Origin of the sequence: Cyanobacterium aponinum PCC 10605, from assembly GCF_000317675.1 — a bacterium.
GTDB lineage: Bacteria > Cyanobacteriota > Cyanobacteriia > Cyanobacteriales > Cyanobacteriaceae > PCC-10605.
The window spans coordinates 1403424-1420839 of record NC_019776.1; the positions used below are offsets into that span (position 1 = coordinate 1403424).

The 17416-nt window shown below is 33.9% G+C and carries 16 protein-coding genes; 3 read left to right on the forward strand and 13 right to left on the reverse strand.

What is annotated here, in order from left to right:
* Positions 1-42: 42 nt before the first annotated feature.
* The 3 genes from CYAN10605_RS05805 to argJ all read right to left on the reverse strand — a co-directional run bounded on the left by CYAN10605_RS05805 (position 43) and on the right by argJ (position 3669).
* Positions 43-1254, reverse strand: a complete 1212-nt coding sequence (locus CYAN10605_RS05805; protein ID WP_015219007.1) for an EAL domain-containing protein — start codon at positions 1252-1254, stop codon at positions 43-45.
* Positions 1255-1310: 56 nt separating this feature from the next.
* A complete protein-coding gene (locus CYAN10605_RS05810) occupies positions 1311-2195 on the reverse strand; it encodes an FTR1 family iron permease (protein WP_015219008.1) in 885 nt (294 codons plus the stop codon).
* A gap of 232 nt (positions 2196-2427) precedes the next feature.
* Positions 2428-3669: a bifunctional ornithine acetyltransferase/N-acetylglutamate synthase gene (gene argJ, locus CYAN10605_RS05815; RefSeq protein ID WP_015219009.1), complete on the reverse strand. Its 1242-nt coding sequence runs from the start codon at positions 3667-3669 to the stop codon at positions 2428-2430.
* A gap of 137 nt (positions 3670-3806) precedes the next feature.
* Between argJ and CYAN10605_RS05820 the strand changes: the two genes are divergently transcribed.
* Both CYAN10605_RS05820 and CYAN10605_RS05825 read left to right on the forward strand, forming a co-directional pair.
* Positions 3807-4055, forward strand: coding sequence for a type II toxin-antitoxin system HicB family antitoxin (locus CYAN10605_RS05820; RefSeq protein WP_015219010.1), 249 nt, complete (start codon positions 3807-3809; stop codon positions 4053-4055).
* Between the two features lie 40 nt (positions 4056-4095).
* The gene (locus CYAN10605_RS05825; protein WP_015219011.1) at positions 4096-4884 is read left to right on the forward strand and encodes a matrixin family metalloprotease; all 789 of its coding nucleotides are present in this window, start codon (positions 4096-4098) and stop codon (positions 4882-4884) included.
* Between the two features lie 183 nt (positions 4885-5067).
* On the opposite strand, the gene folB is transcribed toward CYAN10605_RS05825, so the two are convergent.
* The 5 genes from folB to CYAN10605_RS19005 all read right to left on the reverse strand — a co-directional run bounded on the left by folB (position 5068) and on the right by CYAN10605_RS19005 (position 7730).
* The gene (folB, locus tag CYAN10605_RS05830; protein WP_015219012.1) at positions 5068-5424 is read right to left on the reverse strand and encodes a dihydroneopterin aldolase; all 357 of its coding nucleotides are present in this window, start codon (positions 5422-5424) and stop codon (positions 5068-5070) included.
* A gap of 69 nt (positions 5425-5493) precedes the next feature.
* The gene (locus CYAN10605_RS05835) at positions 5494-6039 is read right to left on the reverse strand and encodes a DinB family protein (protein ID WP_015219013.1); all 546 of its coding nucleotides are present in this window, start codon (positions 6037-6039) and stop codon (positions 5494-5496) included.
* A 36-nt stretch (positions 6040-6075) separates the two neighbouring features.
* Positions 6076-7281: a DNA-methyltransferase gene (locus CYAN10605_RS05840; protein ID WP_015219014.1), complete on the reverse strand. Its 1206-nt coding sequence runs from the start codon at positions 7279-7281 to the stop codon at positions 6076-6078.
* 3 nt (positions 7282-7284) lie between these two features.
* Positions 7285-7473: an ApaLI family restriction endonuclease gene (locus CYAN10605_RS19000; RefSeq protein ID WP_015219015.1), complete on the reverse strand. Its 189-nt coding sequence runs from the start codon at positions 7471-7473 to the stop codon at positions 7285-7287.
* Complete coding sequence (locus tag CYAN10605_RS19005; RefSeq protein ID WP_015219016.1) at positions 7473-7730, reverse strand: hypothetical protein; 258 nt, start codon at positions 7728-7730, stop codon at positions 7473-7475. Before CYAN10605_RS19005 ends, CYAN10605_RS19000 begins: the two co-directional genes overlap by 1 nt.
* 575 nt (positions 7731-8305) lie before the next feature.
* Here CYAN10605_RS19005 and CYAN10605_RS05855 point away from each other — a divergent pair.
* On the forward strand, positions 8306-8971 hold the full coding sequence (locus CYAN10605_RS05855; protein WP_015219017.1) for an N-acetylmannosamine-6-phosphate 2-epimerase: 666 nt from the start codon (positions 8306-8308) through the stop codon (positions 8969-8971).
* 57 nt (positions 8972-9028) lie between these two features.
* Here CYAN10605_RS05855 and CYAN10605_RS05860 read toward each other — a convergent pair whose 3' ends face one another.
* The 5 genes from CYAN10605_RS05860 to CYAN10605_RS05880 all read right to left on the reverse strand — a co-directional run bounded on the left by CYAN10605_RS05860 (position 9029) and on the right by CYAN10605_RS05880 (position 17250).
* The gene (locus CYAN10605_RS05860) at positions 9029-10483 is read right to left on the reverse strand and encodes a coiled-coil domain-containing protein (protein WP_015219018.1); all 1455 of its coding nucleotides are present in this window, start codon (positions 10481-10483) and stop codon (positions 9029-9031) included.
* 23 nt (positions 10484-10506) lie between these two features.
* On the reverse strand, positions 10507-11421 hold the full coding sequence (locus tag CYAN10605_RS05865; protein WP_015219019.1) for a histone H3 family protein: 915 nt from the start codon (positions 11419-11421) through the stop codon (positions 10507-10509).
* 248 nt (positions 11422-11669) lie between these two features.
* Entirely contained in the window at positions 11670-14978 is a 3309-nt protein-coding gene (locus tag CYAN10605_RS05870; RefSeq protein WP_015219020.1) for a hypothetical protein, read from the reverse strand.
* 255 nt (positions 14979-15233) lie between these two features.
* Entirely contained in the window at positions 15234-16739 is a 1506-nt protein-coding gene (locus CYAN10605_RS05875) for an FtsZ/tubulin family protein (RefSeq protein WP_015219021.1), read from the reverse strand.
* Positions 16740-16761: 22 nt separating this feature from the next.
* Entirely contained in the window at positions 16762-17250 is a 489-nt protein-coding gene (locus CYAN10605_RS05880; protein WP_015219022.1) for a hypothetical protein, read from the reverse strand.
* Positions 17251-17416 lie beyond the last annotated feature (166 nt).

The window sequence follows — 17416 nt, forward strand, 5'->3', positions numbered from 1 at the left end:
AAATCATTCCCATATCTTATCTCACCATTCCATTATAACTATTTAATGGATTTGCAAAAGTGCGATCGCATCTTCTAGGCAAACAGGAGGAGAGAATAAATATCCTTGTCCGAAATTACAACCCAAATTAAGCAAAATATCTAATTGTTTTTCATTTTCAATACCTTCAGCAACAGTCGTCATATTTAAACCGTGAGATAAATCAATTAAAGCACGACAAATTGTTTGATCTTTACAATTACTATCTAAGTTTTGTACAAAACATTTATCGATTTTTACTGTATCAAATTGGAAGTTTTTAAGATAGGCTAAATTGGCATAACCAGTACCAAAATCATCTATAACTAAAGGTAAACCAAAATCTCGACAAAATTCTACTAAAAAAAGTGCGTCTTCTCCTTCAAATAAACTTCTCTCTAAAATCTCCAGTTTAATTTGACTAGGCTTGACCATTGATTGGTTAATTTTTTCTTTTAAAACTGGGAGGAAATTGCCATCAGAAATTTGTTTTTCAGCTACATTAATACTTAGGAAAATATCTTTACCTGTTATAGTTTTTATCTTTTTAATTGTGTCTAATGCCTGATCTAAAATCCATTCTCCAATGGGAATAATTAGAGAAGTTGATTCGGCTAAAGGAATAAAAATATCTGGAGCAATATGACCTCTCTTGTGACAAAACCAGCGTAATAATACTTCAAACCCTGCAATTTGATTATTTTTTAAATTAATAATTGGTTGATAAAATAAAGTTAATTCCCCTCTTTTAAAACCATTGCGTAAATCACTTTCTAAACGTATTAAATCAATTGCTTGACGTATTTTTGATTGGTATTCTTGTTTTTTTTGTTCTATATCTTCTGTTGAAATATCTATTTTACTATTTCTTAATCTTCCCGTTTCTAAACGAAAATACTTCATTACCACAATTAATAATAACTTTAAAATGGGGTCAGCATCATCAATTCTACTTCTTACCTGTTCACCCGTTACAACCGTTAAAACTACATCAGTTTTTGCATAAGCAGAAGCAGAGCGAGGGCTTCCATCAACTAATGCTAATTCTCCAAACATTTCACCTTCTTTCAAAGTATTTAAAACTGTAGGACAATCATTAACCACCGTGGTAATCTCTACTAAACCTTTTTCGATAATGTAAGCAATATTACCTTTATCTCCTTCTCGAAAAATACATTCCCCCGCCAGAAATCGGCGATTTTGTAATTTCTGTTCTGTATTACTATGGAGATTCATTGTTAATAGTTAATAGATTATTTTTTGTTCTTTTTTAATTTAACATTGATTTTGTATCAAGATAAATTTTTTAGGTTTTGAAAATAAAATTTACCCACTATAAATACAAATAGTAAATAAATAGCTAGAGGGATAATATATACTATATCGTGATAACCAAAAACTATTTTCATCAAAATAAAGGGAAATTTATCTTCTGGTAAAATTTCATGGCTAGACCATAATATTGAACCCAATAAACAAGAATTTTGCTCGAATAAACACCAATTTGCTGTAGTGTCTAATTCATTGATAAATAAAAGACTTTCATCTAAGTTATATAAACTATCAATGATTAATCCTCCTGTAACCAAAATTAAAAATATTCCTGCAATTCTAAAAAAGACATGATTAGTTAATCTAGTTTGTAAATAAACAAAAGCAAGGGTCATCAAGACTGTTAAAAGTAGAGATGCTATTACTGCCAAATTAACGTAAGTAGAATTATTCTCAGGCATAACATTTAAAAGCAAAAAAATATTTATTCCTTTGATTAAAACTAAAAATAAAGCCAAAGAAAAAATAGTTAATCGTAAATTTTTTCCCATTAAAAGCTCATTTGTGCTACCTAAATTTTGCCAAAAATTTGCCTGTTGAGAAAACCACAAGATAAACCAAATAAGTAAAGAAATAGCGATAAAGACAAAAATATTAAGAATCAAGGGAGTGAAAATCCAAGCATTATTACTGGTTGAATCAATATTATTAATTCCTTGAGAAATGACTGAGCCAACCAAAATAGAAGCAACTATCCCCCCAGAAATTCCCAAATAAATTTGACGAAAATATCCTGAATGTTCTATTCTCTGAAAACACGCAAAAATAATGGCTAAAAGTAAAGAGATAGGAAAAATATTTCTCAGAATAATCACAAAAACAGGTAAAAAAATATTCCAATACATAATATAACCCTAGTTCTATTTAAGAATATTGAATAAAGGTAGGTGTCAGGTTTCAGGTGGCAGGTTTCAGGTGTCAGGGTGATGAGGGGAGAGGGTGAAGTAGGGGCGAATGGCCATTCGCCCCTACAGGGTTTCAGGTTTTAGAAGAAAGTAATGAGTAACGAGTAATTATCAACTATTCACTATTCACTATTTACCTTTGCCCTTTTTTATCTTAATTCCGAACTCAGAGTTAAGTAGTATATTCAGCGTTGATTTTGACATAATCGTAACTGAGATCACAACCCCATGCTTTACCGCTACTGCTACCATCACCCACGGAAACGGAAATTAAGACGGTATCATTCTTTAGGTATTCCCCTGCGGCCGCTTGTTTGAGATAATTACTAGCAGAAGTGCGATCGAAGTTTAAAGGTTGTCCTTTTTCCATTAAGAGAAAATCCCCTAATTTAATCATTAAATCTTCTTGCTTAAATGGTACACCTGCTCTACCTGCGGCGGCGGCGATTCTTCCCCAATTGGGGTCTCGTCCAAAAATAGCCGATTTGACAAGGGATGAACCAACAATGGTTTTAGCAATTTGACGGGCAGATGCTTCGGTAGATGCCCCTGTTACTTCTACTTCTATCAAACAAGTTGCTCCTTCTCCATCTCGTGCGATCGCTTTTGCTAAATACTGACATACTTCAGTGAGCATGGCTTCTAGTTTTTGTCCATTTTCATCGAGACTGGTAATGGCAGGGGTGCGAGATTGACCATTGGCTAGGGCGATTAAACTATCATTAGTGCTAGTGTCACCATCAACGGTAATTTGATTAAAACTTTTATCCGCCGCCCGTTTTAACATCTGTTGCCATAACTGGGTAGAAACTAACCCATCACAGGTAATAAATCCTAACATCGTTGCCATATTAGGATGAATCATTCCTGAACCTTTGGCAATACCTCCAATGCGCACAGGGCGCCCATCTATCATCGTTTCTAAGGCAATGGATTTGGTTACTAAATCGGTGGTAACAATGGCTTTAGCGGTGGCTTCTCCTCCATCTTCAGATAATTCACTAACTAATTGAGGAATGGCGTTTAACATAGCATCCATTTTGATTCTTTGCCCAATTACCCCCGTAGAAGCGAGTAAGATACTATTAGCATCTATATTTAATTCCTTAGCTAAAGCCGAGGCACTATCTAAAGCATCTTGCCAACCTTGTTCTCCTGTAGCCGCATTTGCTTGTCCTGCATTACACAAAATTGCTCTGGCACTAGCTTTGTCTTGAAGTCTTTGGCGACAATAGTCCACACAAGCCGCTCTTACTTCTGAAGTCGTGAATACTCCTGATGCGATCGCCTCTGTTTCTGACCAAATCAATGCTAAATCAGGGGCATTAGAGGGTTTTAACCCTGCGGTAATTCCAGAAGATTTGAACCCTTTAGGAGCGGTTATACCCCCTTCAATCACTTTCCAATCTGCCATAAGTTAATTGTTATCGTTGATTATTGAGAATTTTAGATAATTCTACATCGTTTTTTCTAATAATTAATTTTTTACAAATGATTTAGGAGTGCTATCTTAAAGGATTAAACTCTGATTAAAATTAGGAGAATACACTGATGAAAACTCAAGATAAATTAACCGCATTAGAAGATTATTTGAACTTAAATTATCTCATTACTTTTCATCCCGAAAATGAAGGAGGATATACTGTTATGATTCAAGATTTAGAAGGATGTATTTCTGAGGGAGAGACTGTAGAAGAAGCGATGAAAAATATATTATCTGCTAAACAACCATGGTTAGAAACTGCATGGAAACATGGTGATTTTATCCCTTTGCCTTCTCATTTTATTCTTGATAATTAGACTTACTTAATTTAATGAGAACCGAAATCTAAAAACTAAAATGCTTTCTCCAACAATTCGTTTTTTGACTAAAGTTATTTTTCCCTTATTTTTGATTACCTTTATCGGATTTATCTTTGCTATACCTAGCATTAGTCAGGAAGCAGAATCATCTTTACCCCCTTTTAAAACTTATCCTTTGCCGCAAACTTTACAAAATTGGCACTCAGACAACCAAGAAAACTATTTTTCCCAACTGGATACTCACCCGGCAGGAGCTTTGATTTGGACTGATTTTCCCGTCAAAGTTTACATTCAATCTCCTGCCGAAGATGATTTATCACCTTCGGCCTTGCAATCATTTCAACAGTGGCAAAAAGCGGTAAAAGATGCGATCGCACCTTGGCAAGAATATATAGAAATAAGGCAGATAGACAATGCAGACATTGCCGACATAGTTATAACTCGTCAACCTCCTGCCATTAAAGCCGAAATCAACCCCGAAACAGGATTATATGATTTACCCCGTAATCGAGCGGCCACAACAAGCGTTAGGTTTTATCTAACAGAGGATAATCCTCCCTTATTAAAACACAAAATGGCGATCGCAGTTAATCCGAATCAAATTTTTGAGTATTTAGTCAGTAATATTAGTCACGAAATGGGACACGCCCTAGGTATTTGGGGACATAGTGACAATCCACAGGATATAATGTATTATGCTCATACCAGAGAAATCCCCCAAATTTCACCCAGAGATATAAACACCCTTAAAAAAGTTTACCAACAACCAACCCGTTTAGGGAATTATTTAACCTCAGTTCGGTTTAAGAATATCGGAAAAGGTTAGGTGTCAGGTTGCAGGTGTTAGGGTGTTGGGGAGATGAGATGATGAGGTGATGAGGTGATGAGGGAGAAGTAGGGGCGAATGGCCATTCGCCCGTACAGGGTTTCAGGTTTCAGGTTTTAGAAGAAAGCAATGAGTAACGAGTAATTATCAACTATTCACCCCAACACTATTCACCTTTGCTCCTTATTTTGAGCGAGTAATATCAATAGTAATTGAACCTTCAAAGTCGGGAATAGGGGGATTTGGCTTAGATAGTTTTACCCTAACTTGATTTACCTTCTCCATCTCCAATAAATCTTGAGCAATAACCTCGGCTAATTTTTCTACCAACGCAAACTTAGCGGTTTTGATAATATGCTTAACAATAGTGATGGCTTGACGATAATCTAATGTATCTTTTATGTCATCGCTTTTTGCAGAAGGTTGTAAATCCACCCATAGAGTTAAATCTACCTCAAACCATTGTCCTAAACTTCTTTCTTCGGGAAATAACCCTGTATAACCATAACTGCGAATACCTTTAACTTCGATCGCATCCATACTTTATCTAAATCATAAAAAATGTGTCCTATTATACTTTAGCACCGAAAATCACCTAATTTATCTTAATCAAGAGGTTAAATCAAAAGATGGTATTAAAACTAATAAATCAGTGATCCCAAGCTCAAGATTTAGTTGTGATAATAAAGTACTAACTTGTCCTCGATGATGGGTTTGATGATTGAAAAAATGTAGAATAATATAAGAAAATTTTTTATTAAAATGTTCTCCTTTCATATTATTGAAACTGAAACTATTTTCTAAGTCTTCCTCTGTAATTTCTAAAATAAAGTCCTTGATTATTTGATCAATTTTCTCCCGCTCTAACGTTAAATCCTCAATGCGATCGTATATTATTTGATTTAGGGAATGAGGTTTTTTAATACTTCTGATATAGTCAAGACTAGAATAATTTTTAGGATGGTCGGAAAATCTTTTTAGCCAAATAATATCAGCTACTAAAATATGATTTAAAGTGCCAATAATAGAAAGAAAAAAAGCTCCTAAATTTTGATGTAGTTTTTCATGAGGTATTTGCTTACATATGCTGTAAATTTTTTCATTCATCCAACTGTTATATTCAGCCATTAATAAATAGTTTTGTTTTTGATTCATGATAATTATTTATATTTGAATATCTAAGATATAATTTTAATTTGATTTATTATAAACCATCATATTCACTTTTTGTAATTCTTCTTTAATCAATAACTCAGAAGATTTAATAACAATGATTTTTTCATCTTCTAAAGGAAATAACTGATGATAGTTATTAGTTTGAATTACTATTTTTAAATCACTTTTTTTTGCTTGTTCCGAATTATTAATAGATGCGATCGCATTCTCTAAAGTTTCATCTTTTTTTTGTATTCTAACTGGGATAGGTTTTTCATTAAATTGTCTCTTCAAAAAACCATCAATTCCATTATTTCTTTGTACAGGAATCGCATTAATACTTTTTAATAAAAATAATTCGTCTTCTGATTTTTCTATATAACTTGTTTTTCCTTTTTCCAAAAGTTTAGAATTAGTTATAATCATCTCATTTAATCTTTTTTGAGTAAGTGCGATCGCATCTTCTGATATATCAATGCCAATAAAATTACGATGCAAAGATTTAGCGGCGACACAAGTTGTGCCACTACCACAAAAAGCATCTAAAACTAAATCACCTTCATCAGTAGAAATATTAATAATTTGTTGTAAAAGTAAAACAGGTTTTTGCGTGGGATAACCAACTCTTTCTTTTGCTTTTGGATTTAAAAAGGGTATTTCCCAAACATCCGATAAAGGAACACCTTTTTTCTCTTGAGCTAAAATTATATTACCATTTTTATCCTTTTTATAAACAGATTTACCATAATCATTTTTTTCTCTTAATTGCCATATTTGATCAACATTTGTTGTGGGAGAATAATCAGTATAAATAGTGTTAAATTTGAAATCATATGTTTTAGAATAAAAATAAATAGTTTGATGAGAATTAAGTAAACCTTTTTTAGAATTTGACCATCTTTTATAAGACCAAATAATTTCACTTCTAAAATTTTCAGGCAAAAATATTTGATCTAATAAAACTCTTAAATGATGAGAAGCAGATTTATCACAATGCAAAAAAATATTACCAGTTTTTTTTAAAATTCTTTTACATTCAATTAAACATTTTTTCATCATAAATAAATAATCATTTAGACTATGCCAAATATCATAAAATTGATAATTTATCCTATTATCACGGGTTGTCAAAGAATGTTTTTTCTGTGTAAAAAATGGTGGATCTAAATAAATTAAATCTACTATTTCTGAGTCAATATTTTTCAATTCTTCAAGACAATTTCCTTTAATTATTTTTTCCATAATTTAACTTTTTTCTGGTGTTTTTTGATCGGCAATATCTATTAAAATCTGTTTTAAATCAAATCCTGTACGATTTCTAATAAAATTCCATGCTTGTTCTCCAGCATAATATTCGCCATTTACACCCTTGTAAACTGTTTCTAAAGTTTGTTGAATCTTGATAGCTTGTTCTCTTTGAGGATAATAAAACATTACTCTAATCGGTTTATATCCACTCTTAAATCAATTTGCATTTTTAATTGATAAGCATATTCTTCCGAAATTAAACGAATTTGTGATATTAACAACTCTAATTGTTTTCCTTGTTTAATAGCATTAGTAATTTTATTAAATTTATCCTTATTAATTAATTCTAATAATTGTTTTTTTGTATTATTACTTTGTATTTTAATACCATACTTATGACAATAGTTTTCAAGCTCTTTTTTATTTAAAGACTCTATTTTCATTTATTTAAAACTAAAATTGAAGTGAAAATGAAGGTTGTAATTTGAGTTAAAATTTTACCATTTTTTGCTATTCTGACATAATTAATTCTAAAACTTTGTCTTATCAATTATTTTTCATTAAATTTAGATAAAATTGAAATACAAGAATGTCTCTGATCAAAACATGAAACAAATATTTAATTTATATCACCTATATTCTGTGATTTTGATAATTGGACTCAAACATTTGAACCTTTACTTTATTCCAAAAGAAACTTTTATCGAGTGGAGTTGGAAGACGTATAAGAGCAAAATGTCTTTGTTTAAAAGAAATAATAGCCATTTTAATTGCCTTTCATCAAAATAGTTATCGTAATTTTAAATATTTGTCGAAAATATTAAGAATTGATTAAAAAATATTTCACAAACAAAACACTCTCGTTATCGTTTACCAGTTAACTTTTGTACTAATCTTTCCTCTCCTTCTCCACTCATTACTTATTTTCCATCTTCCCTTTTCCCTACCCTAACCAGTAAACTTTAAGATGTACTCCTAGCTTACTTAAAAATTAAGAAAGCCACAATTAATAATCTCGATGAAAGAATTACAATCTAGTCTTGTTATATCTTGCCAAGCTCCTAGCAATTCGCCTTTACACAATCCCGATATTATTGCTAATATAGCCTTAGCTTGTGTAAATCAGGGAGCAAAAGGATTACGTATTGATAGCCCCAATCACATCAAAGCAGTACGAAAATTATTACCTGATATTCCCATTATCGGTTTATGGAAACAAATGGGATTAGATTCTGATGTCTATATTACTCCTCGTTTAGAAGATGCGATCGCAGTTGCGGAGGCAGGGGCTGATATAATTGCTATCGATGCTACCCAAAGAAAACGCCCTAATGGGGAAACACTGGAAGAAATAATTTCCCATATCCAACAAAATTTGCATAAGTTAGTAATGGCGGATATTGACACGAAAGAAAATGCGATTATCGCCAGAGATTTGGGAGTGGATTTTATTGGTACAACTCTTTATGGATATACCCAAGACACAAGACAATTTACTCCTCCTAATTTTGATTTAATAGAAGAATTAGTCAGGGAAATTGATACACCTATTATTTGTGAGGGGGGAATTAAAACCCCAGAAGAAGCTAAAAAAGCTCTTGATAAGGGCTGTTTTTGTGTCGTTGTTGGTACCGCAATTACAGGTATTGATTTATTAGCTCAAAATTTTGTTAAAGCCCTGTAGTAGCTTTTTATTTCCGTTAGACTTTCACTAAATGCGATCGCAATATAAATAATTAGTTTAACTTAATTGAATTTCTCCTGATTCGGCTAACCGCCAATTATTATTATTTTCTTGAACAACTGCAGGTTTAATAATATGAATTTCATTACCCTTAAAACCTTGAGACATATTTCCTTTACAAATAAATAATTGAGATTTATTAATATTCTGTAAAGTAGGCACATTAAACTTAGTATCTGGGTCTAAAAATAGATAAAATTGACCACTATTATTATTAATAATGTAAAATTCTCCTTGACGATTATTTTCTTCTAATTCAACAATACCTTCCCATGTACCTGCTAAGATTTTGTTTAAGGTTTCCTTCGTCATGCTTACTCTAATGGCATTTTGAACTAAATTATGGGGATTTTCTTGATAAGATCGAGCTAAACGTAGATATTCAGGTTCAGGTTCAGACTTAGTTTGTTCTTCTAATTCAGGCTTTAATTCATTATTTTCATCAGTGATAATCTCATTTTGCGGTTGTGTCTGATTACTACTATATTGCTTTTCAAGAGGATTAACTTTTAATAAAATATTATTTATTTGAGATGTCAGATTTTCTATTTCTTTTTGCAAAGAATCATTCTTATTTTTTAAATTTTTAATCTGAGCATCTTGCTTAGTAACTTGTTTACTTTGATTCTGATTTCTCTCGGATAATTCTTCTATTTTATTTTCTGTTTTCTCAATATGATTATATAATTTGTGATTTTCTTTTTCTATTTTTTTGTTTAGCAAGTAAATCCCAATAAATGCTCCAATTAATCCTAAGGCAATAATAAGATTAACAATCCAAAGAATTAAAAAACTACTATTATCTTCTTGAGATGAATTATTTTGTCCCGAAGTTTCCCCTGAATTATTACCGAAACGAGGTAGCTTTTCTACGGTTTTTATTTCTTTATCAATCGCTTCTATTTGAGTATTAATAAATCCTGATAATTTGCCATAGGTTTTATTATTAAAATTGCCACAATTAGCATCATTCTTAGACAAAAAAAGCCCTAGAGGTATTTGTATGCTTTCACAAATTTCTGTTTTATCTAATCGTCCATCTTCTAATAATTTGGTAAATGCTTCTACACTTAATCCCTTTTCCTTTTCTGTTTGTAGTGGTGATAATAAATTATTTAATTCTCTTTTTTCTTCTTCTGATAATTGATTTTTTAAATTGCTAACACTGGTGACTAATTTATCATAGTTTTCTTTGATTTTAGTCTCTACTCCTTCAATATCTGTAGTAGGTGGGTTTTTTTTACTTTCTTCCTCTAGTTTTGTTAACAGTAATTGATTGCTATCATTAAAATTATCATAACTATTTTTTATATCTATTAATAAGCCTTGAAAATTAGGAGATGATGGAGAATTATTAGATTTACTTTGAGCAAAAACGGGGTAGCTAAAATTAGTAATAATACTAGGAATAAGAGAGGATAAAATTATTGATTTAAGGATTTGATTTTTCATGGTTCACCTCTTGATTATAATAATTAAAATTGTAAGACTCCTTTTTCTGTTAACTGCCATTGGTTGTTAATTTCCATTACTTTAGCAGTTTTTAATACTCGAAAATTTTTTGATATATTATCTTGATAATTATTTAATTCAAAAATAGTTTTAATTGCTTTTAAATTGGTGTTTATTTTCAGGTTTAAGTCTGGTAGCAAACAATATCCCCCATTTTTTAATTCCACTATCCAATAGTCACTTTGGTGAGACTCTTGAAAAACTATTTGATTAGCTTTGTTAAGATAAATGTCTTCTAAGGTTTTTTTTGTAGCATTTACTTTATAAGCATATTGTTCTAAAAATTCGGGATTATTATAATATTGTTCGAGAATATATTGTTCATATTGATTAATTTCTATATTGGGTATTTTTTCTAAATTAGGAGATTTTTCTGGGTAGTTTTCTTTATTTTCGATAAATTCTGTTTCAATAGTATAGGAAGAATTATCAAACTGATTGTCTTGATTGCTGATATGATTTATCGGTAATTTCTTCAATGATTCTTGGATAATTTCTCTAATCTCTGCTTTTACTTCGGAAATTATTTCTTGTTTTAATTCCTCTTTTATGTTTGTTGATAAAGGCTGTTCTGGCGATAAGTTTTCTAGTTTTCTTTCTATGTCTGAAAGTCTTAATTTTATCTCAAATAATTCTTGTGTAAAGTTTGGTGATTCTTCCATTTTTTTTCTTAACTCATTTCTCTCTTTACGGTATTGTCTAATTTTACTAAAAGCTATTCTTGCCCATTTTTCTGCTGTTTTAATTAGTTTCTCTGGTGATTGTTTTTTATAGTTTAAGTAAATTCCTAAATCCCAATAACATACTGTACATTTTTCCTGATTAATTTGATATTGTGTGCCGCAGATGGGACATTTATTTTCGTGTTTAGAAAACATGGTTACATAGTAATTTTTATAATTTTGAATTAGGAAAATTTTGTTTGCCTTTGCCCCTAAACTTATCTTTAATTTTTTTTAATCTAAAATTTGTCTAAATCGGATATTTAGGGATCACTTAATTTTTAAGTTTCTTTTCATAAGTTGATTTTTTCAATTCCTTTAATCTCCCTTTCCCTTGAATAAAGTATTTTGATCCCCCCTAAACCCCCCTTAATAAGGGGGGAATTTAATGATGGGATTGTTGGTTAGTCTCGGTATGCGTCTGCCCATCTTCTGCCTAAGACGTGGAGTAAGGATTTTAAGCCCATGATAAAGGGGGTTTTTTCCCGTATCATTTTGGCATCTCCTTTGATGTCCAGGAGTTCGTTTTCTAGGTGATATTTGACTTCTTTCCAGAGTTGGGCGTTTTTGTCTTCGCTTTCTTCTGAGTTTTCGCCGTTGGATTCGTTGGGTTTTTGCGGTTTGTAATCGGATTTGGGTAAGGGTTGGATGGTTTGAATTTTGAGAGACTGTAATCCTGCATGAAATTCATAGAGGAATTTTTCGAGGTGGGTTAATTCGGGGATGTCGAATTTGGTGATTGTACCTTCAAGGTGAAGTCTCGATTGCCAGTCTTTTTCTTGTTTGAATATTTGATCGTCGTCTTGGTATTCAACGTAATATTTTTCCCCTGCGATCGGATCTATTTCGGTATTGTCTGTAAGCCCTGTTAATTCAGCACCATTGAGAACTAAACCACAAGCTACCTCATGTTTTGGTCTTTCACTGAGGACAGTTTGTTCTTGGGTATCGTTAAATTCTGAGGCTTTACTTAGGATATAACTTAAGAGTTTATTAAAGTCAGCGTTTCTGTCGTATTTTCCTGTAGGGGATAACCAGTGGAAGAAACGGGAGGCATTACCGCCAACATAAACGGGGGTAATTTGGGCTTGGCTATATTTGCCTTCTTGATGAAGGGTTTTGAGAATTAAGCCGACATAGTAGTACAGTCCTGCAACGCCGATCGCAGTTATGGTTATTAGCCTTTGGAAATAGGGATCTTCGTTTTTGTAAACTCGTTTATTATTGAGCCATTCTTGGGCTTTGTGACGAAGACAAACATCGATTTTCGTCATAATAGACATTTCGCTCGTGCTTCCCCAATTACCACTAATAAATTCCTGCATCAATTTTTCAGCATAGCGAGGATTTTGTGCTAAAACTTCGCTGAAAATGTTTCTTCCTGCCAATAAAACAGAACATTGATAAACAATGCGACGATTTTCCCAGATGGATATATCGGAAGTACCGCCACCAATATCAATACAAGTAGTACGCACAAGGGGATGTCTTTCTTTATCGTTGAAATATTGGGCTAAAGCGACACTTTCGGTGCAAAAACGTTGGTTATCGTCTATTTGGGGAGTGGAATAGTCAATGCCTGTTTTCGGTTGTAACTCGGTGGCGATGTCTTGCCAGTTACGATGGAAGGTCATTTTATTAATGTAGGAAAAGGCACTGGGATAAGAAACACACCATTGAATAGCGTCCATCCCTTCAGAAGCTGCGATCGCGCTTATGTGCAGGGCAAGATGACGTAAAAATGCCTTAGAATCTTTGATGTTAGACCATTTCAAATCTAAGCGAATCCATTGTTTATTGGGGTCAAATTCCGCAGGATCAGGAATATATATACGCCCGTCTAAAATTGGTTGCAATTCATCAACATTGCGATCGCTATTTTTGGTGGTTAAAACCGTACATAAGGGCAAAGGATCCTCTGATGGTAAAAATGTATCAGGGATAAAATTTTCAATGAGGGCAGGTAAACGAGTACCGAGAGGACTTTCAGTCACATTAAGTTGTAAATCCCTGTTGATGTCTAATAATGAATCTCCTGTATTATCGCCTCTAACATAAACATTAGTAAAAGAAGTACCAAAGTCAACCCCCACTCGCCATGTGCCTCTGGAATTTATTTCGGGTACAGTAGGCAGTAAAATTAAACCTATATCATGGCCATAGGAATTTTTACAAATCACATGGGTGGGCATTTCCTCTAGGGTAGAGAGTTGGTAAGCACCCGTACCGTTAGGATCTTTGAAACTGCGTGGTTGTTGGGTAGGATTGGGGAAATAGACTTGGAAAGTTTCGTCTCCATAGTCGCCATCGTAATAAAAAGTATAATAATTTTTCCAGTTTTTCGCACGGAAATTAGGCCATACCGTTAATACTGGTACATATTTAATGGCGTTTTCTTCCTTGAGGATATAATCTTTTTGCAGACGGAGACTGTTAAATTGCCTCTGATTACCCTCTCCGATGCCCGATAAGGGGATAGTTAAGGTTAAGCGAATTCCCTGCCCGTTAACATTCACAAAAGGCTCTAATTCGATGTTTTTGAGTAAATCTTCAGGGGTAAAATAGTCTAATAAAATTTCATTAAGAGGTAACAGAGGAGAGATTTTATTTCCGTTAAAAGTTATCGGTAATTGAGACTTAGGTGTGATCGCACCGGGGAAAGCCCCTTCCAAATCCACAAAGGCTAATTCCTCTAAAAATAAATCTTGAGATGCGATCCAGTTCACATCATCCCAAACTAAAGTACCATTTTTGAGATCATTAATATTGAGAGAAGCGAGGGTTTTGTCACGATGTATCCAGATATTTTGTGGTGCAACCCCCCAATATTCAGAAATGTTTTGATCAATTATGATTAAAGGTTTTTGAGCAGTTTTAACGGCACTGGGAATCACTCTGACGTTAGAAGGTTTCGGAGGAATTTTTAGAGGTTGATTGAGTAAAATTAACGCTCCTCGGTTGATGGGTTCACCAAAATAAGTCGGATTACTGCTTAATTGTAAAGGGTTTAAGCCTTGTTCATCTAATTGTAAATCGTTGCGAAATTGAGTAATTAGACGAATCATGCTATTTAAAGCAGTGGGTGAACCTTGATAGTTAACTATTTGTGCCTGTAAATTCTCTAACCAACGCCACAATAACTCTTTTGATTCTTGGTTTAAATAAGGTTCAGGACTAACTAACATCCCATTTTGATACCATCGCAACCCATTCCAGTTACCTTCCTCTGATGGGCATACAAGAGTGCTAGGGCTACTCATACCAACGGGTTTACCCTTCCACAAAAATACATAAATTTCTTCCCAAGGGTTTTTATTATCTCTGGTGTAAAGGGCGTTAACGGGTTCGGGCATCAGTTGATATAAAGCATCCCCAAAGGGTTGATAACGATATTGGGATAAATCTAAAAACTGAGCTTTTAAATCAAATCCCTCTACCTCCGCCAGTGCGATCGCAGCTATCATTCCCCGCCATTGATCCACCATTACCTTATGAATGGGGTGTTTGGTATCATAAAGAGCCATTTCTGTAATCAGAGGTCTAGCCCACATCGTAGGAACAGAGCTAACGCTTTTCATCGCCCCGGGTGCTTGATAATCAAGGCTATCGGCAACATCACGAAACGCCACATCGCCTTTACTATCCCATTTACCGGGTTGTCCTCTGGTGATGGTAGTATCTTCTTTTAGTTTTGATAAAAGTAAATCAGCCATAGTTGTTAGTTAATAATTTCTGAATAATTGGGTTAGGGAGTTTGGAAAGAGGTGTCAGGTACCAGGTTTCAGGTGTCAGGTTTTAGAAGAAAGTAATGAGTAACGAGTAACGAGTAATTATCAACTATTCACTTTTGTCTTCCCCCCTCTTGAGGGGGAAAAAGGGGGTTTGCCCTTTTCGCCATCACTCATAGATGAAAATTCATCCCGAATCTAGGTTAATTCTTCATTCTTCATTTTTCATTTTTAATTCATTCACACTTTGCAACAGACATAAACCGCTTTTGCTAATCCTGCCACTCCCTGATTCGGTTCGCCAAAATCACGGGTATCTAATTCCCCTATTTTATTTTTGAGAGTGATAGCGTTATCATCTTGCAATAGTTCTTTGGAGCGAGAATCATCCCACAATAAATCTGAGAATTTTTCCCCTTTCAAACTCTTAGGATTACCGAAATATTCTCTTGCTTTGAACAGTTGTACCCTTTCGTTATCGCAGTAGTGAATATCTTTTAACCATCGCAAAAAGTCCTCACACCAAGCGGTAACGCTTTTAATGGCATCCTGTTGATCAGATTCACTCAAATCTGGTAAATGTGGTCTTTGGTAGCCTCCAATGAATTTTTTTGTCCCTCTAAAGAATTTATCAAACCACGCTAAACCGTTTAATTCTCTAATACCAGCAGTTTTCGCTTTCTGTAATTGATCTTCAAAATCCGCTAACCAGATAAAGGCAAAACGGGCCGCGTTGACTAGCTTGGCTTTCACTTCTTCTACATGGGGTATATCATCCCACTGTAAAATCCCCGCTTCATTGCGACTCATAACGTGTACCCCTTCGGGGGGATTATCACAGAAAAAATGACGGGCGGCTAAACCTGCGTAAAATTCCACAAAGTGAGGGCGATTGACTTGGGTGTCTTTTCCCACGCTAAAATCCCCTAGTTTTTCCATACTCTGATTACCGATGAGATATTTAGTGTCAAACTGGTTAGCTTGTTCTTTGTAATATCTTAAAGCGGCTTCGGTGTTGAGTAAAAAGAGATCGGAACTGGCGTAAACTTGTTCATTTGTATTACTATTTTTAGGAAAATTAAAATAGGGTAAGCCAAAAATACAACCGATTTTCACCCTATCTCTTACCCCGTCTTTTTCTAGTTTATTGGCAATTAATCGTCCAATAGTGGGTAAGCCTGATGCGCCTGTACCGCCAAAAATTGATCCACAGAGTAAGACTTTGGTTTGAGAACCGCCCCCCGCATTATTTTCGATTTCGTTGATCAAACTGCGCCAAGGCTCTTGTTCAAGGCTTTCGAGGTTAATTTGGGTCATAATACTAGATCCGATCGCAGGTCTGCCCCTAAAGCCCACTTCTAGGGATACTTGTCTTTCGTCTTCGGTGTAAAGTACATCGAATAGGTTGCCCAATGGGGGAGAAGTCTGTTTTAAGGTTTCGTAGGAGAAAAATGACCCTAGTTTGCGATCGGCGTTGTTGTTGGTGAAAGGTGACCAAACTCCATAAGATTCAAGGTTTGTGGTCATCCATGCACATTCTTGATGTTTCCCTTTAAGTAGTTGAAAACATCTTTGATAAATACTAACCGTACGCTGCGATCGCTGTAGATTACCGTTAGTTTCATCTGCATCTATATATAAAACTTTTAACATATTGGTAGGAATTAAACCCACAGAAGCCAAATGTGCGATCGCTTCTATACATTTCGCCCCCGTGCCACCAATGCCGATAACATAAAAACTCATAAAATTTTCCTCAATATGAACATCAATTCCGATTCATTAAATCATTTACAGGAATAGCAAAAGGTACAGTTTTACGCTTTAATAGTCCGGGGGTGCTAGTAACAGTGGGCAACCAATATAATAGGAAAAGAGAGTCAAACAAGAATAATCCGATCATGGAAAACATTGTTTCTTGAATCAATTCCCCATTTTCATCTTGATTATTAAAATACACCGCCAAGGAAACAACCAGCACCAGCAAACCAGCACCCACAACCCACAATAACTTAAATGAATCAGCACTCCCCCCCTGATTCTTCAGTAAAATGATGTACCATAAAACCGTAAATAGTACAGAAAAGCCAAACACAATCCAAGCGGCGACATAATATTGTTGAATCCAATCACGGATAGGAATACTTTTAATTACACCAAAAAATCTTTGCTCATAGAGAAAGGGTTGCAACCACATCATCACAAAGAAACCCACCAAAGCAAAGACAATAATCCTAATAATTTCTCCGACTTTCATCGATTAACAAACCATTAATTAAGTGAATGTAAATATAAAAACTCATTAGGTGTATTTTACACTCATTCAATCTATAAGACTTATTAAGTTTTCTTTCATATCTAGGAAAAAATTTACGGTAATTCAAAAACTTGATCATAATTTTTTCCAAATTCAAATCGGATTG

Bases quoted from the DNA above. Each gene is read 5' to 3' on its own strand.
- CYAN10605_RS05805 (WP_015219007.1), bottom strand. From the start codon at position 1,254: ATGAATCTCCATAGTAATACAGAACAGAAATTACAAAATCGCCGATTT.
- CYAN10605_RS05810 (WP_015219008.1), bottom strand. From the start codon at position 2,195: ATGTATTGGAATATTTTTTTACCTGTTTTTGTGATTATTCTGAGAAAT.
- argJ (WP_015219009.1), bottom strand. From the start codon at position 3,669: ATGGCAGATTGGAAAGTGATTGAAGGGGGTATAACCGCTCCTAAAGGG.
- CYAN10605_RS05820 (WP_015219010.1), top strand. From the start codon at position 3,807: ATGAAAACTCAAGATAAATTAACCGCATTAGAAGATTATTTGAACTTA.
- CYAN10605_RS05825 (WP_015219011.1), top strand. From the start codon at position 4,096: ATGCTTTCTCCAACAATTCGTTTTTTGACTAAAGTTATTTTTCCCTTA.
- folB (WP_015219012.1), bottom strand. From the start codon at position 5,424: ATGGATGCGATCGAAGTTAAAGGTATTCGCAGTTATGGTTATACAGGG.
- CYAN10605_RS05835 (WP_015219013.1), bottom strand. From the start codon at position 6,039: ATGAATCAAAAACAAAACTATTTATTAATGGCTGAATATAACAGTTGG.
- CYAN10605_RS05840 (WP_015219014.1), bottom strand. From the start codon at position 7,281: ATGGAAAAAATAATTAAAGGAAATTGTCTTGAAGAATTGAAAAATATT.
- CYAN10605_RS19000 (WP_015219015.1), bottom strand. From the start codon at position 7,473: ATGTTTTATTATCCTCAAAGAGAACAAGCTATCAAGATTCAACAAACT.
- CYAN10605_RS19005 (WP_015219016.1), bottom strand. From the start codon at position 7,730: ATGAAAATAGAGTCTTTAAATAAAAAAGAGCTTGAAAACTATTGTCAT.
- CYAN10605_RS05855 (WP_015219017.1), top strand. From the start codon at position 8,306: ATGAAAGAATTACAATCTAGTCTTGTTATATCTTGCCAAGCTCCTAGC.
- CYAN10605_RS05860 (WP_015219018.1), bottom strand. From the start codon at position 10,483: ATGAAAAATCAAATCCTTAAATCAATAATTTTATCCTCTCTTATTCCT.
- CYAN10605_RS05865 (WP_015219019.1), bottom strand. From the start codon at position 11,421: ATGTTTTCTAAACACGAAAATAAATGTCCCATCTGCGGCACACAATAT.
- CYAN10605_RS05870 (WP_015219020.1), bottom strand. From the start codon at position 14,978: ATGGCTGATTTACTTTTATCAAAACTAAAAGAAGATACTACCATCACC.
- CYAN10605_RS05875 (WP_015219021.1), bottom strand. From the start codon at position 16,739: ATGAGTTTTTATGTTATCGGCATTGGTGGCACGGGGGCGAAATGTATA.
- CYAN10605_RS05880 (WP_015219022.1), bottom strand. From the start codon at position 17,250: ATGAAAGTCGGAGAAATTATTAGGATTATTGTCTTTGCTTTGGTGGGT.